Genomic DNA, 13,558 nt, shown 5'->3' on the forward strand with positions numbered 1-13,558 from the left:
GAGTTGGCGCTGTCAATGCGGTACGACCCGTGAGGTTCACTACGACCCGGCCCGCTCGAAGAGCGCGGCCAGCCCCTGCCCGCCGCCGACGCACATCGTCTCCAGCGCATAGCGGCCCTGGCGCCGTTCCAGCTCGTGCAGCATCGTCGCGAGGATGCGCACGCCGGTCGCGCCGATCGGGTGTCCGAGCGAGATGCCGCCACCATTGACGTTGAGCCGGTCGGCATCGTTCCATTCCCAGCCCTTCAGCACCGCCAGCACCTGTGCCGCAAAGGCCTCGTTCAGCTCGACGAGATCGAGCCGGTCGAACGACAGGCCGGTGCGCGCCAGCAGCTTCTTCACCGCGGGCACGGGGCCGATGCCCATGCGCGACGGCTCGCAGCCGGCGGCGGCCCACCCGCGCACCCAGGCCATCGGCTCGAGCTTCAGTTCGGCCAGCTTGTCCTCGGCGACGACCAGGCAGGCGGCGGCCGCATCGTTCTGCTGGCTCGCGTTGCCGGCGGTCACGGTGCCGCCCTTCAGCACGGGCTTCAGCTTCGCCAGCGTCTCCATCGTGGTCTCGGCACGGATGCCTTCGTCGCGCGCGAAGTGCAACGCCTCGCCCTTCTTCGCCGGCACGGCGACGCTCACCACCTCGTGCGCGAAGCGGCCTTCGCGCCAGGCCGCGGCGGCGCGCTGATGGCTGCGCATCGCGAAGGCATCGGCGGCCTCGCGCGAGATGCCGTAGTCACCCGCCAGGTTCTCGGCGGTCTCGGGCATGCCGGAGATGTAGCCGAAGCGGTGTTCGGGCTGCGAGCGCTCGCGACCGCGCTGCAGGCGGTCGTGCATCGTGACCGAGCCGGCGCGCGCGCCCCAGCGCAGGTCGGTGCTGTAGTACTCGATATTGCTCATGCTCTCGACGCCGGCGGCCACGACGACATCGGCCGCGCCGGTCTGCACCTGCATCGCCGCATCGATCACGGCCTGCAGCCCGGAGCCGCAGCGCCGGTCCAGGGTCATGCCCGGCACCGCGACCGGCAAGCCGGCATCGAGCGCGGCATAGCGGCCGAGGCAAGGCGCCTCGCTGTTGGCGTAGGACTGGGCCATCACGACCTCGTCGATGCGCTCCGGGTCGATGCCGCTGCGGGCGACCAGCGCCTTCAGGACGGCGCTGGCGAGCTGGTCGGCGGGCAGCGGCTTCAGGCTGCCGCCGAAGGCGCCGACGGCGGTGCGCAAAGGGGAGACGATGGCAGCCCTGCGCATGCGTCAGTTCCTCGTGAATGCGAGATCAGGGTGCATGGGTCACCGCGCGTCGGGCAACGTCCCCCTGCGCCTCCCAGTAGGCCGCCCAGCTCGGCCAGGCATGCGGCAGGCTCGGCGCGAACTTCGGGCCTTCGTACTTGCCGGGCCAATTCTGGAAGCCCGCGCCCTCGCCGCGGTTGGGGCGCTGCTGCCAGTCGGTCGAGTACCAGTGCTTCTCGTCGCGGCGCTCGAAGCACCAGACGCCTTCGCTGCGGACATAGCGGTCGAAATAGCAGATGGACATCTCGATCCAGTGGTCCTTGTCTTCGTGTCCGGCACGGCAGTAGACCGTGCCGCTCGCGTGATCGGCGTCGATCAGCTCGATCGTCTGGCCGCACACCAGGTGGACCGAGCGGTAGAAGCCCGTGAGCACATGCCGGCTCGCGTAGTAGCGCTTCAAGGCCTCGCGTCCGATGCCCCAGCGGCCGCAGTCCACATCGGCGGCGAAGAGCGCGACCAGGGCATCGACATTGCGTGAGTCGACCGCGACGGCGTAGCGCGCGGGCAGTTGCCCGATCGCCAGCTCAGCCTCGACGCGGGCCAGACGCTGCGCCAGATCGCTCACGATGCTGCCTCGCGCTCTGCGAAGTCCGCGACGTAAGGCTGGTGCGCCAGCGAACCGCCGTCGACGCAGATCACCTGGCCGGTGATGAAGCCGGCCTCGTCGGAGGCGAGGAAGACCACGGCGGCCGCGATGTCCTCGGGCCGCCCGAGCCGCGGCGTCAGATGGTGGCGCAGCATGATCTCTCCGACGCCAGAGGCGGCATAGCTGTCCCTGGTCGACGGCGTGACGATCAGCCCCGGCGAGATCGCGTTGCAGCGGATGCCTTCCTTGCCGTGCTGCGTCGCGACGCTCTGCGTCAGCGAGTTGATTGCGGCCTTGGACGCGCTGTAGGCGCTGTGCGAGAGCGCGCCGGCGAGCGCCGCATTCGAGCTGGTGTTGACGATCGAGCCGCCGCCGCGCCGGCGCAGGTGCGGGATGGCCGCCCGGCAAGCGAGCATCGTGCCGCGCAGGTTGACGCGCAGGATCGCGTCCCAGACCTCGGTCTCGACGGTGGCAACCGGCCGGTCGCGCGTCGACGAGAGCCGTGTGTCGGCCGCGTTGTTGTGCAGGATGTCGAGGCCGCCGAGCCGGGAGACGGTGGCTTCGACCATCGCGAGCACCGAGGCCTCGTCGCCGAGATCGACCTGCAGTGCGATCGCCCGGCCGCCCTCCACCTCGATCGCTGCGACCTGGCGCTCGGCGGCGGCCAGGTCGATGTCGCCGACCGCGACCGCGGCGCCTTCACGCGCCAGCGCCATCGCGCAGGCCGCGCCGATGCCGCCGCCCGCGCCGGTCACCAGCGCCACTTTTCCTTGCACGCGTCCCGTCATGGCTGTCCTCACAATGCGGTGTACAGGCCGCCGTCGACGGGCAGGTTCTGCCCGCTGACGTAGCCCATCAGGTCGCTGCACAGCGCCACGACGGCGCGGCCGATGTCCTCGCGCGGCGCGCCCATGCGGCCGAGCGGGAACATGCGGAGGTAGGCGTCGCGGACCGCGGGGTTCTGGGCGAAGAACACCTGGGTCGGCTCGGTGGCAGCGGCGGGCTCGATCGCATTCACGGTGATGCCGTAGGGCCCCCACTCGCGCGCCAGCGACTTGACGAAGCCGCGGTCGCCGCCCTTCAACGCCGAATACACCGGATTCATCGCCGCGCCATGCAGCCCGAAGGCCGAGCCGAGCACGATGAAGCGGCCGCTCCCGCTGGCCCGCAGGTGCGGCAACGCGGCCTGGGCGCAATGCAGGTTGCCGTCCCAGGCGACGCGGGCCTGTCGCAGCCAGTCTTCTTCCGTGACCTCTTCGAGCGCGATCGGATGCGCCGAGTCTGCGCCCGCGTTCGCGTTCTGCACCAGGATGTCGAGCCGCCCCCAACGGGCGACGGTTGCTTCGACCGCACGGTTCACCGCCGCGGCGTCGCCGACATCTGCCTCCAGCGCGAAAGCAGTGCCGCCCTCGGCGGCAATCAGCGCGACGGTGTCGTCGCAGGTCACCCCCCGGCGCCCGGTCACGGCCACCCGCGCGCCCGCGGCGGCGAGCGCCAGCGCGATGCCGCGGCCGATGCCGGCGCCGGCGCCGGTCACGAAGGCGACGCGGCCCTGCAGCAGGCCCGCGCCGGTTGTCGTCGTCGTTGCGCTTGCATTGCTCATTGGAGTACCTTCGCCTTCGGCTGCGGTGCGAGCGCCTTCGGGCGGCCGGGCGGCGCTCATGGCACCATCCAGTCGCCGCCGTCGAGGTTGAAGCTCGCGCCCGACACGCCGCGCGCGCCATCGCTGCCGAGCCATGCGATCACGTCGGCCACCTCGGCTTCCGCCTCGGGCACGCGGCCGAGCGCGGGCGGCGGCGGACCGAGCTCCGGCGTCGGCGGCAGCGCGGCCTCTGCCAGCGAGGGCGCGTAGCGCTGCGCCTCGACGCCGACCCAGTTGAGCCGCATGCCGTGCCGGCCCCATTGCCGCGCCGCCGACTTGACCAGCGTGCGCTGCGCTTCGGCCAGCGTGATCAGCGCGACGAGGCCGGCCGCACCGACCAGCGCCGTCGAAGGGCCGACGACGACCGTCGCCCCGCCCGCCTCGCGCTGCTGGCGATGGACCGCCTGCAGGAAGTACAGGCTCGTGAGCATGCTGCGATGCACGGCGGAGTGCCATTGCTCGGCAGAAAGCGCCTCGAGCGGGCGCGACGCCAGCGCCGCAGGCGTGGCGCCCGCATGCACGACGAGGTCTGCGCCGCCGGCCTCGCGCGTGGCATCCCCGAGGGCGGCCTCCGCGTCGGCGCGCGAGCCGGGCGCGGCGTCGATCTCGACGACGCGCGCGCCATGCCGCCGCAGCCCGCGGGCCAGCGCCCCACCGAGGGCCAGACCCGGCATGGCCACGATCGCGCACCGGCCTGCCAGCAGTGCCGCATCGGCGTCTTGCGCTACTCCTTGAACCATGCCTTGCTCCTTTGTCGACCCGGGCCCAGGGCTCTCGAGTTCGTGAAAAAGCGACGTCATCTATTTGAACGTCGTTCTACAATATAAACCAACTGGTGGGACCTCAACAAGAGCTTCGAGGCTTCTTTTTCGATCGAAGGCCCCGCTGCGCGCCCAGGTCGCCGCTGCCACAGCGACCCGTGCAGCCCACCTCGAAAGGAGACCCGCTTGACCCCGCCCATGCTCGACGCCAACCCTCCGGTGCAACGCGCCATCGATGACGCGATCGCCAGCGGCCGCGAGATCGGCATTCAGGTGGCCGCCTACCATCGCGGCCGCCTGGTGGTGGATGCGTGGGGCGGCCTGGCCGATCCGGCAAACGGCCGCCCCGTCGACGGCGAGACGCTCTTCAACGTCTACTCGGTCACCAAGGCCGTCGCCGCGACGGCAGTGCACATGCTGGTCGATCGCGGCCGGCTCGACTACGACGCACCCGTGACGACATGGTGGCCGGAGTACGCCGCCCACGGCAAAGGCAGAACCACGCTGCGCGACGTGCTGACGCATCGCGCCGGCATTCCGCAGATGCCGGAGGGGATGACCCCGGAGCGCTTGTGCGACTGGCCCTGGATGACCCGCGCGATTGCCGAGCTCACGCCGCTGGCGGAGCCCGGCGCGAAGACCATGTACCTGTCAATGACCTTCGGATGGATCCTCGGTGAACTGGTGCGCCGTGCCGACCCGGACCATCGCTCGCTCGCCCGCTTCGTGCGCGAGGAGATCGCTGCGCCGCTCGGCGCGCCGGACCTCTGGATCGGTATCCCCGATGCTGTCGAGCCGCGGATCGCGCGGCAGTTCGACGCGATGCGGCCGCTCCCGGCCGAGCACTTGCCGCCGCTCTATCTCGCCTCGATGCCGCCCGCGGTCGCGCTGGGACCGGCGGTGTTCGAGCGACCCGAGGTGCGCCGCGCCGAGGTGGCCGGGGTGGGCGGCATCTTCACCGCACGCAGCGAAGCGCGTTTCTGGGCCATGTTGGCTGGCGGCGGCGAGCTCGACGGGGTGCGGCTGCTCTCGGAAGGCCTGGTGGCCACGCTGAACACGCCGCGTGCGCACAGCGACGAGCCCGATCCGGTGATGTTCGGCTTCCCGATCCCGATCACGATCGGGGGTTACTGGTTCGGCGGCGAACATCCACCAGTGTGTTCGGCGAAGAACCCGCGCGCGATCTGCCATCCCGGCCAGGGCGGCTCCATCGGCTGGGCCGATCCTGATGCGCAGCTCGCCGTGGCGATCTGCCACAACCGTCTGTTCAACCCGGCAACACGCGACGAAGACGCGATCCTGACGATCGCCGAGGCCGTGCGTGACGCATTGAAACTCTGAAGAGATCGCGCAGCGCGTGCCGCGACCTTCGTCAATCGCCTGTCGATGAATCGCCAGAGTCGGTAGGGGGGTGCCCCGGTAAAATGGCGATTCAGCATCCCTGAATGGGCGAAGGATTCGAATGACAAGACAGGCGAGATCGGCGCCGCTGCCCGCGGAAGACCCTGAACGCGACACCACCGGCCCGCGTTCCCTGACGCGCCTGTTGGGATTGTTCGACGTGTTGTCGCTGACGCAGAACGGGATGTCGCTCGCCGAGTTGAGCGCAACGCTGGCAGCGCCGAAAAGCAGCCTGCTGAATCTGCTGCGCCCCCTCGTGGCCGAAGGCTACCTGATCCACAGTGAGGGCAGCTATCGCATCGGCCCCTCGATCATCCGCCTCTCGGCGAGCGTGATGTCCGCATGGAACTTCCCGAAGATGATCCGGCCTTTCATGGAAGAACTCGTTGAACGCACCGGCGAGACCGTTTTGCTCGGCGTGCTCAACCGTGAGGCCGAGGCCGTGGCGTTTGTCGAACTTGTCAATAGCCCGCATCCGGTTCGCCTGCAAGTACCCGTCGGTACGGTTCGGCCGCTGTATGCGAGCCCGACCGGCTGGTTGCTGCTCGCATTTGCCGACAAGGGGTTCCGGGACGCGTACATGGCCTCGGTGCAGTTCAAGATCAAGATGCCGGCCGGGATCGCGAGGGCCTCGATCACGCGCGAGATGGCAAAGATCCGGACTGAAGGTGTGTGCAGTTCCATCGATACCCCTATCGCTGGGGTCGGGTCCGTGATTGCGCCCGTATTCGACGGCAATGGAGAGTGCATCGCATCGCTCACTGTCGCTGGCCCGGCAGATCGATTCCGGAAGGACATGGATCTGCTCAGAGCGACAGTCAAGGAATTGGCGGCGAGGGCTTCGGGCGTCGTCGGGGCTGTCCAGCCGAGCATGCCACCCATCTCAAGCCGAACAGGATGACGCCAGACGGGTGAAAGAGGCGCTGGATGCGGGAAAGACACTTGAGGGAGATAACTGCCTGAGACGCGGCTGACGCTGCGAGCAGGATGGCCGCAACGCAGTCTGAAGCAGTCCATACTCATACGCGCCGCTGCGCGCCCACCACGGCGGAGATAACCGGTCAGCCGTCCCGCTTCGGCATCACGATATAAGCCGATGCGCTCATGGTTCAGGTTGAGGTCTGCCCTCCTCTACTCTCAACATGTGACACGCAATGCCGGAAAACTGCGAAGTAACGACAAGAGATGCCAGAACTTGAGGCTAGCGTGCTCGAATTGCCGTCGAAGCCGTGACATCCTTTGCCGGAATCACCGCCAAGCATTATCGAAGTTCACATCAGTTGTCGATTCCGGCATATCTTGTCGCGAAAAAGGTTGGAGCAAGACGCTTGCGGGTCTCATCTCGAGAACCTGCAGATCAAGTCTTGCGCCAAATTCGACATCGGCAGTCATACGATCGGGACATACCACGTTTCCGTAGCCGAAACCTTCTACAGTGCAGCAACGGGTCTCCCCACATGCCTATCCCGGCGCGCTTTGAGAATCAGGCCGCGCGCGCCTGAACGTTCGGCGCGCATGTTCCAGTCGTTCGTGTTGAGAATGATCGCCAGCGACAAATCGGAGAGACCCGCACCCGTGAGATCGGCATGCACACGGTCGTGCGCGGACCGGAAAAGCAGTTCACGCGTCACATCGCGATCAAACCCCTTATCGTTCGGCCGCTGGAGCGAGAGCTTCGAGTTGCCCGGGCGTACCTATCAGCTTGTAGATATGAACGCCGTGTCGCCATCCTGATGCTCAGTCGCGCGTTGAACATCTCGAGCGATGCGCTGCCACCACCGGAGCCCTCGCCAACCAGGCTGGCCTCTGAGCGGTTGCAGTCATCTCCCAGCGCAACGATGGACGGCAATCTAAATTTGACGAAGACGCAAACGCTGTCTGTGGGATTGGAGACCATTCATTCCGCTGCTGACATGCTTCTCAAACATTCCCCAATGAGTGCATGCAATGCGCTCACATTTTGGTCTCCCATCAACTGATGCACTCTGGCCTCCGCCATGGACCAGTGAGGTAAACCCTCGGCACACTTCCGCCGCCCCGCAGCGGTGATGCACACGCTGCGTGTGCGCCCGTCGATACCTGGCCCAAGGCCCACCCAGCCCGCGGAGACGAGTGGCTTGAGATTGCGCGTCAACGTTGACGGGGAGAGCGACAGGGTCTCGGCGAGATCACAAGGGCGCACAGGCCCATGCGCCTTGACCTCCATCAACAACCGATACTGCGTCGTTCTAAGACCAACCTTGCCGAGTTCCGCGTCATAGTGCTGTCTGATGAGGCGAGCGAGCTGATGTGTTTTGGCGTCGGTGCACGCTGATTGCTGAAGCCCGGCGAAACCAACCGCGTACGCCTGATGTGCAGGTGGTGTGTGCATCAGCGCACGTGCAGAAGTGGCGCGCAGGGCAATGTCAGCCGCGCGGCGGTCAGGATACCTTGGAGGGCTTCGCGGGAAGCTTGTCCAATGCATGCGTTTGGTCGATGAAGCGACGGCTGGAAGCCAGGATCTCTTTGCGGGTGCGCTCGGATTCAACTGCGCGAGACAGAACCAACGCGCCAACACACTGGGCAATCAGTGCCCATGCCGCATCCGGGTCGCCTATGCGCGAACTCCAGCTCTTCTGCAAGCGCTTCAAGCCCACCTCGACCGCCGCACGCACCTCAGGCCCTGCCCTTGCGATCTCGGGTCCAAGCGCTGGCAAGACGCACCCGGTTTCGGGGTGGAGGGCGTGATACGAACTCAGATAGCTACGCAATCGTTTCGCCACGTGATCGGGCGGCGAGTCCCGGTCCCCGGCCAGCATGTCGGCGCTATTCGAAATTTCGTGCTCAACAAGTTCGGAAAATAACGCTTCCTTGGAGGGGAAATGTCCATAGAAAGCGCCTCCGGTCAGGCCGATTCCCGCCATCAGGTCATCGATCCCAGTGGTCTCGAAACCACCTTTTTTGGCGATGGCACGAGCATTCGCGAGCAGCTTATTGCGAGTTTCCTCTTTGTGGGTTGCCGAATAGCGCATGCGTGGACCTCTGCAGTTCGTAGGAACCCCATCATAGCATTTCGCTCGTTTGGTAAACGGATTCATTTTCATCAGAAAAATCTGACGGTGCCCGAGGGTTTCCCCCTGCTGAGAACGCCCGCCGCCATGTTGACGGTGACCCATTGCAAACCTATAGTTCACTACCGTTTAACAAACGATCGTTATTTAACTCCAAGCGGATGATCTGATGACGCAACTGACCCAGCTGATCGCGCAAGGCATCTCGAGCGGAGCAATCTACGGGCTCGTCGCGCTCAGCTTCGTCGCCGTGCTGTGCATCTCGGCCGCGCTCTGCTTCTTGCTGGAAGCGAAGATCATGCGCAGGACCGTCGGCCGCCCCCAGTTCTTGGGCGTGTCAACGAACACGGCCGCGTGCGCGCGCGGGCCATCGGAACACGCGGCGAATCCATCAGCCCGGAGATTGCGGAAGATGCCTTCCGGCTCAGTGCCTACATCGCCGATGCGATCGTCGTGCCTGCGGAGGGCGGGCATCCGGCGGCGCGGCTCTCTCTCGACGAGGAGCGTCACCATTCGCGTCATCCCGCGCTCGCTGCATCAAGGCGACGAAGAACTCACGCCCGCGCTGCGCCTGAATCGCCGCGTCGAGGCGAGCCGATACGCCAACCTGTTTACTGAACCCCTCGGAGTCTGACCATGAGAGAAGCCGTCATCGTTTCCACCGCACGCACGGGCATCGGCCGCGCGTTTCGCGGCGCATTGAACAACATCAAGTCGCCCACCCTGATGGGCCACGCGATCCAGTACGCCGTCCAGCGGGCGGGCATCAATCCCGGGGAAGTGGAGGATGTGGTCATCGGCAGCGCGATGGCCGCCGGCACCGCGGGCATGAACATCGGACGCCTCGCGGCGCTTGCGGCGGGACTGCCGCAGTCGGTGCCGGGACAGACGATGGACCGGCAATGCGCCTCCGGCCTGATGGCCATCGCAACGGCGGCCAAGCAGATCATCGTCGACGGCATGGACGTGACCGTGGGCGGAGGCCAGGAGAACATCTCTGCCGTGCAAAACCCGTTCGTCAAGTGGGTGGGCGAAGAGGCCGACCCGCTGCTCGTTGCGCGCGTGCAGCACGCCTACATCCCGATGCTCAACACGGCCGAGATCGTGGCGAAGAAGTACGGCATCTCGCGCGAGGCGCAGGATGCGTATTCCGCGGAAGCACAACGCCGCACGGCCCTGGCGCAGGAGCGCCACCTGTTCGATGACGAGATCGTGCCGATCACCGCGAGCATGGCCGTGGCCGACAAGCAGACGGGCGCGATCAGCTACCGCGACGTCACGCTGGACCGCGATGAAGGCAATCGCCCCGACACCACGCTCGAAGGCCTTTCCATGCTCAAGCCGGTCATCGAAGGCGGCGTCATCACCGCGGGCAATTCGAGTCAGCTCTCGGATGGCGCATCGGCCTGCGTGCTCGTGGAGCGGACGGTCGCCGAGCGCCGCGGGCTCAAGGCCCTGGGCACGTACCGCGGCATCGCGGTGGCCGGCCTCGCGCCCGAGGAAATGGGCATCGGCCCGGTCCTGGCCGTGCCCAAGCTGCTGAAGACCCACGGCCTCAAGGTGAGCGACATCGGCCTGTGGGAATTGAACGAGGCCTTTGCCTGCCAGGTGCTGTATTCGCGCGACCGCCTGGGCATCGATCCGGAAAAGCTGAACGTCAACGGCGGCGGCATCACGATCGGACATCCCTACGGCATGACCGGCTCGCGGCTGGTGGGGCATGCGCTCATCGAAGGCAAGCGGCGCGGCGCGCGCTTCGTCGTCGTGACGATGTGCATCGGCGGCGGCATGGGCGCCGCGGGCCTGTTCGAAGTGGCGTGAGGCAAGGAAGGAATATCACCATGAGCTACCAGAGCCCGATGCGGGACATCCAATTCGTATTGCACGAGCTGCTCCAGGTGCCGGCCATGCTGGAGGCCTGCGGCCAGCCGGAGCTCGACGCCGAGACCATCGACCAGGTGCTCGCCGCAGCCGGCCAATTCGCCTCCGAGGTGATTGCGCCGCTCAACGCGCCCGGAGACGAGCACGGTTGCAGCATGCCCTCGGCCGGCGTGGTGCAGACGCCGCCGGGCTTCAAGAAAGCCTACGACGAGTTCACGAAGAATGGCTGGCCCGGACTGGCGTGCAGCCCCGAGTTCGGGGGGCAGGGCTTTCCTTCGGTCGTGGCCAATGCGGTCTATGAAGTCTTCGGCGGCGCGAACATGGCGTGGTCGTCCTATCCCGGCATGTCGCACGCGACGTACGTGAACGTGGCGGCCAATGGATCGGAGGAACAGAAGGCGCTCTATCTGCCGAAGATCGCCTCGGGCGAGTGGGCCGGCACGATGTGCCTGACCGAGCCGAACGCGGGCACCGACCTGGGCCTGATGCGAACCCGCGCCGTGGCGCGGGCCGATGGCAGCTACGGCATCACCGGCAGCAAGATCTTCATCTCGGGCGGCGAGCAGGACCTGACCGACAACATCATGCACCTGGTGCTCGCGCGCATGCCGGACTCGCCGCCTGGTGTGAAGGGCATTTCTCTTTTCATCGTTCCGAAATTCCTGCCAGATGCAAGCGGCGCTGCCGGGGCACGCAATGCCGTGGTCTGCGGCTCCATCGAGCACAAGCTGGGCATCCACGGAAACTCGACCTGCACCATCAATTTCGACGACGCGACGGGCTGGCTGCTGGGCGCGCCCAACAAGGGGCTGGCGGGCATGTTCGTGCAGATGAACCACATGCGTGTGCTCGTCGGCATGATTGCCATCGGCCTGATGGAAGCGGCCTACCAGAAGGCCTTGGCCTATGCGAAGGAGCGCCTGCAGGGTCGCGCCAGCGGGGCGAGATCGTCCGGCGAAGTGGCCGACCCGATCATCGGGCATGCCGACGTGCGCCGCATGCTGCTCACGCAGAAAGCGAACATCGAAGGCGCGCGCGCGCTGGCGCTGTGGACCTCGCAGCTGAGCGACGTGCAGCGCCACCATCCCGATCCCGCCAAACGCAATGAGACGGCAGACCTGCTGGGCCTCCTGACCCCACTCGTGAAGGCGCTGTCCAGCGACCTCGCGGTGGAGTGCACGCTGCTCGCGATGCAGGTGTTCGGCGGGCACGGCTACATCCGCGAAAACGGCGTCGAGCAGCACCTGCGGGATGTGCGCATCGTGGGGCTGTACGAGGGCACGAACGGCGTACAGGCCATGGACCTGCTCGGACGCAAGGTGCTGGCCGACCAGGGCCGGCAGATGGGCACCTTCCTGGACATGGTGGGTGCATTCGCCGAAACCTGCGGCCCGCGCGAGGTGATGCGCGAGTTCGCGGAGCCGCTGGCGGGATTGGTCGCTGAAGTGAGGCAACTCACCAGCGAGCTCGTAGCTACGTCCGCGACTGACCCGGATGCGGCCGGGGCCGCCGCTGTGCCTTATCTGCGCTTGGTCGGGCATTTGGCCCTCGCATGGACCTGGGCACGCATGGCGGAGGTTGCGGCAAAGCAATCCGAATCGACCGACCCGATCTACGCGTCGAAGATTGCCACGGCCCGCTACTACTACCGGCGGCTGTTGCCGCAGACGGCGGCACTCTGCGGCGAAATTCGAGCGGGGTCGTCCGCATTGATGGCGCCGACGCTCGACCTTTTCTAGCGGCGGCGCTACAGCATCGTTGCCATGACGCTGAACGCCATAAGCCTCAAGACCGTTGCACCCAGCGCCGCCATGCTGGGTTTTTCGGCGCTGGCGGCACAGCTGCGATGCGAGGGAGTCCCCCTATCCGACCTCTTCGCACGCACAGGGCTGGAGCCCGACGATATCGACAACGCATACGCCCCGATGTCGCCGGCCCAACGAATGGCGGTCTTTGCCAATGCGCAAAAGCTATCGCCCGAGTCCGATGTGGCGCTGCGTGCCGGGGCACGCCAACGCATTGGCGACTTCGGCATCTTCGGCTTCGCAATGGCCAGCAGCGCCACGTTCCGGGACGGACTTGAATTTGGAATCACGCACATGCAGCCTGCCATGCCGTTCCTGCAGCCCACGCTGCGCGTTCTGGGCGACGTGGCTATCCTGGCTTGTGCGCCCGCCGAGCGCTTTGGCGCCGTCCTTCCCTTCGTGGCGGAGTTCTGGCGCAGCTCGCTCAACTCCCTGTTTCAGCGCGTGCTCGAGGTGCCCTTGCCGGCCCGGCGCCTCGTCTGCAATTACCCGGCTCCAGCGCACTGGCGGTCCTACGCGCAGGTCTTCGGTTGCACGGCCGAGTTCGACGCCGAAGTACTCGAATGGCATTTCGACGCTGCGATCCTGGATGCAGCTTGCCCGGGCGCCAATTCAATCACCCACGAGCTGTGCAGGCGGTTGTGTGTCGCCGCCGCGTACGGCGGCTACCAGGCCGGCGGGTTGGCGGGACGGGTCCGCAGCGCGTGCCTTGACGATGCCCGCTGCATGGTGTCGGTTGCGCGGCTGGCCGAGCGGCTGGGTATGTCGGTGCGCACACTGCACCGGCGTCTGGCGGACCAGGGCGTGACATTCAAGAGTGTGGTCGATCAGACGCGCAAAGAGCTGGCGATCGGCTATCTCAGCAATTCGAAGCTTCCTGTCGTCGACATCGCCGAGCGGGTGGGCTTTACTGAAGCAACCAACTTCCGCAAGGCCTTCAGGCGCTGGACCGGAAAAGTGCCGAGCGACTACCGCGCCGGAGCCGCCTGAGCGCCACGCCAGGCCAGGACCGTGCAGCCCGAGGACAAGGCCGCATGGCGCAAACGAACCCCCGTCTGGCGCGACCGGACCTCGTCGACCCGCAACGCCCGCTACAGAATTTGGCGACACAAGGCACACCGTCATGTTCGCGTGGGTGCCTTGTCAACACC

The 13,558-nt window shown here is 66.6% G+C and carries 15 protein-coding genes; 7 read left to right on the forward strand and 8 right to left on the reverse strand.

What is annotated here, in order from left to right; translation table 11 throughout:
• Window positions 1-39: 39 nt before the first annotated feature.
• Genes ACSQ9A_RS15855 through ACSQ9A_RS15875 form a run of 5 tightly spaced genes read right to left on the reverse strand, consistent with a single transcriptional unit; the run spans window position 40 to window position 4,249 of the window.
• A complete protein-coding gene (locus ACSQ9A_RS15855; RefSeq protein WP_436304299.1) occupies window positions 40-1,242 on the reverse strand; it encodes an acetyl-CoA C-acetyltransferase in 1,203 nt (400 codons plus the stop codon).
• A gap of 25 nt (window positions 1,243-1,267) precedes the next feature.
• The gene (locus ACSQ9A_RS15860; RefSeq protein ID WP_436304300.1) at window positions 1,268-1,846 is read right to left on the reverse strand and encodes a nuclear transport factor 2 family protein; all 579 of its coding nucleotides are present in this window, start codon (window positions 1,844-1,846) and stop codon (window positions 1,268-1,270) included.
• Window positions 1,843-2,655, reverse strand: a complete 813-nt coding sequence (locus tag ACSQ9A_RS15865; RefSeq protein WP_436304301.1) for an SDR family NAD(P)-dependent oxidoreductase — start codon at window positions 2,653-2,655, stop codon at window positions 1,843-1,845. The genes ACSQ9A_RS15860 and ACSQ9A_RS15865 overlap by 4 nt, the downstream gene beginning before the upstream one ends.
• Window positions 2,656-2,663: 8 nt before the next feature.
• Window positions 2,664-3,470 carry an SDR family NAD(P)-dependent oxidoreductase gene (locus ACSQ9A_RS15870; RefSeq protein WP_436304302.1) on the reverse strand — a complete coding sequence of 269 codons (807 nt, stop codon included), beginning with the start codon at window positions 3,468-3,470 and terminating at the stop codon, window positions 2,664-2,666.
• Between the two features lie 56 nt (window positions 3,471-3,526).
• On the reverse strand, window positions 3,527-4,249 hold the full coding sequence (locus tag ACSQ9A_RS15875; protein ID WP_436304303.1) for an SDR family oxidoreductase: 723 nt from the start codon (window positions 4,247-4,249) through the stop codon (window positions 3,527-3,529).
• Window positions 4,250-4,468: 219 nt separating this feature from the next.
• Between ACSQ9A_RS15875 and ACSQ9A_RS15880 the strand changes: the two genes are divergently transcribed.
• Both ACSQ9A_RS15880 and ACSQ9A_RS15885 read left to right on the forward strand, forming a co-directional pair.
• Entirely contained in the window at window positions 4,469-5,611 is a 1,143-nt protein-coding gene (locus tag ACSQ9A_RS15880) for a serine hydrolase domain-containing protein (RefSeq protein WP_436304304.1), read from the forward strand.
• Between the two features lie 121 nt (window positions 5,612-5,732).
• Window positions 5,733-6,572: an IclR family transcriptional regulator gene (locus tag ACSQ9A_RS15885; protein ID WP_093103566.1), complete on the forward strand. Its 840-nt coding sequence runs from the start codon at window positions 5,733-5,735 to the stop codon at window positions 6,570-6,572.
• Window positions 6,573-7,101: 529 nt separating this feature from the next.
• On the opposite strand, the gene ACSQ9A_RS15890 is transcribed toward ACSQ9A_RS15885, so the two are convergent.
• Window positions 7,102-7,302 (reverse strand): hypothetical protein, encoded by a 201-nt coding sequence (locus tag ACSQ9A_RS15890; protein WP_436304305.1) that lies wholly within the window; start codon window positions 7,300-7,302, stop codon window positions 7,102-7,104.
• Here ACSQ9A_RS15890 and ACSQ9A_RS15895 point away from each other — a divergent pair.
• Window positions 7,258-7,650, forward strand: coding sequence for a hypothetical protein (locus ACSQ9A_RS15895; RefSeq protein WP_436306381.1), 393 nt, complete (start codon window positions 7,258-7,260; stop codon window positions 7,648-7,650). The genes ACSQ9A_RS15890 and ACSQ9A_RS15895 overlap by 45 nt on opposite strands.
• Here the strand turns inward: ACSQ9A_RS15895 and ACSQ9A_RS15900 are convergent.
• Together ACSQ9A_RS15900 and ACSQ9A_RS15905 are read right to left on the reverse strand one after the other, a co-directional pair.
• Entirely contained in the window at window positions 7,569-8,135 is a 567-nt protein-coding gene (locus ACSQ9A_RS15900; RefSeq protein WP_436304306.1) for a MarR family winged helix-turn-helix transcriptional regulator, read from the reverse strand. The genes ACSQ9A_RS15895 and ACSQ9A_RS15900 overlap by 82 nt on opposite strands.
• Window positions 8,092-8,682: a TetR/AcrR family transcriptional regulator gene (locus tag ACSQ9A_RS15905; RefSeq protein WP_436304307.1), complete on the reverse strand. Its 591-nt coding sequence runs from the start codon at window positions 8,680-8,682 to the stop codon at window positions 8,092-8,094. Before ACSQ9A_RS15905 ends, ACSQ9A_RS15900 begins: the two co-directional genes overlap by 44 nt.
• Before the next feature lie 208 nt (window positions 8,683-8,890).
• Between ACSQ9A_RS15905 and ACSQ9A_RS15910 the strand changes: the two genes are divergently transcribed.
• The 4 genes from ACSQ9A_RS15910 to ACSQ9A_RS15925 are packed head-to-tail and all read left to right on the forward strand — an operon-like array spanning window position 8,891 to window position 13,397.
• Entirely contained in the window at window positions 8,891-9,355 is a 465-nt protein-coding gene (locus ACSQ9A_RS15910; protein ID WP_436304308.1) for a hypothetical protein, read from the forward strand.
• Between the two features lie 2 nt (window positions 9,356-9,357).
• Window positions 9,358-10,542, forward strand: a complete 1,185-nt coding sequence (locus tag ACSQ9A_RS15915; RefSeq protein ID WP_436304309.1) for an acetyl-CoA C-acyltransferase — start codon at window positions 9,358-9,360, stop codon at window positions 10,540-10,542.
• A gap of 20 nt (window positions 10,543-10,562) precedes the next feature.
• A complete protein-coding gene (locus ACSQ9A_RS15920) occupies window positions 10,563-12,341 on the forward strand; it encodes an acyl-CoA dehydrogenase C-terminal domain-containing protein (RefSeq protein ID WP_436304310.1) in 1,779 nt (592 codons plus the stop codon).
• Between the two features lie 24 nt (window positions 12,342-12,365).
• A complete protein-coding gene (locus ACSQ9A_RS15925) occupies window positions 12,366-13,397 on the forward strand; it encodes an AraC family transcriptional regulator (protein WP_436304311.1) in 1,032 nt (343 codons plus the stop codon).
• The last annotated feature ends 161 nt before the right edge of the window (window positions 13,398-13,558 follow it).

Origin of the sequence: Variovorax sp. LjRoot290, from assembly GCF_964253985.1 — a bacterium.
Classification (GTDB): Bacteria; Pseudomonadota; Gammaproteobacteria; order Burkholderiales; family Burkholderiaceae_C; genus Variovorax.

What these genes read in the sequence shown, in the direction of transcription:
- ACSQ9A_RS15855 (WP_436304299.1), bottom strand. Translation starts at nt 1,242, where the DNA reads ATGCGCAGGGCTGCCATCGTCTCCCCTTTGCGCACCGCCGTCGGCGCC.
- ACSQ9A_RS15865 (WP_436304301.1), bottom strand. Translation starts at nt 2,655, where the DNA reads ATGACGGGACGCGTGCAAGGAAAAGTGGCGCTGGTGACCGGCGCGGGC.
- ACSQ9A_RS15870 (WP_436304302.1), bottom strand. Translation starts at nt 3,470, where the DNA reads ATGAGCAATGCAAGCGCAACGACGACGACAACCGGCGCGGGCCTGCTG.
- ACSQ9A_RS15875 (WP_436304303.1), bottom strand. Translation starts at nt 4,249, where the DNA reads ATGGTTCAAGGAGTAGCGCAAGACGCCGATGCGGCACTGCTGGCAGGC.
- ACSQ9A_RS15880 (WP_436304304.1), top strand. Translation starts at nt 4,469, where the DNA reads ATGCTCGACGCCAACCCTCCGGTGCAACGCGCCATCGATGACGCGATC.
- ACSQ9A_RS15885 (WP_093103566.1), top strand. Translation starts at nt 5,733, where the DNA reads ATGACAAGACAGGCGAGATCGGCGCCGCTGCCCGCGGAAGACCCTGAA.
- ACSQ9A_RS15895 (WP_436306381.1), top strand. Translation starts at nt 7,258, where the DNA reads ATGCACACGGTCGTGCGCGGACCGGAAAAGCAGTTCACGCGTCACATC.
- ACSQ9A_RS15900 (WP_436304306.1), bottom strand. Translation starts at nt 8,135, where the DNA reads ATGCATTGGACAAGCTTCCCGCGAAGCCCTCCAAGGTATCCTGACCGC.
- ACSQ9A_RS15905 (WP_436304307.1), bottom strand. Translation starts at nt 8,682, where the DNA reads ATGCGCTATTCGGCAACCCACAAAGAGGAAACTCGCAATAAGCTGCTC.
- ACSQ9A_RS15910 (WP_436304308.1), top strand. Translation starts at nt 8,891, where the DNA reads ATGACGCAACTGACCCAGCTGATCGCGCAAGGCATCTCGAGCGGAGCA.
- ACSQ9A_RS15915 (WP_436304309.1), top strand. Translation starts at nt 9,358, where the DNA reads ATGAGAGAAGCCGTCATCGTTTCCACCGCACGCACGGGCATCGGCCGC.
- ACSQ9A_RS15920 (WP_436304310.1), top strand. Translation starts at nt 10,563, where the DNA reads ATGAGCTACCAGAGCCCGATGCGGGACATCCAATTCGTATTGCACGAG.
- ACSQ9A_RS15925 (WP_436304311.1), top strand. Translation starts at nt 12,366, where the DNA reads ATGACGCTGAACGCCATAAGCCTCAAGACCGTTGCACCCAGCGCCGCC.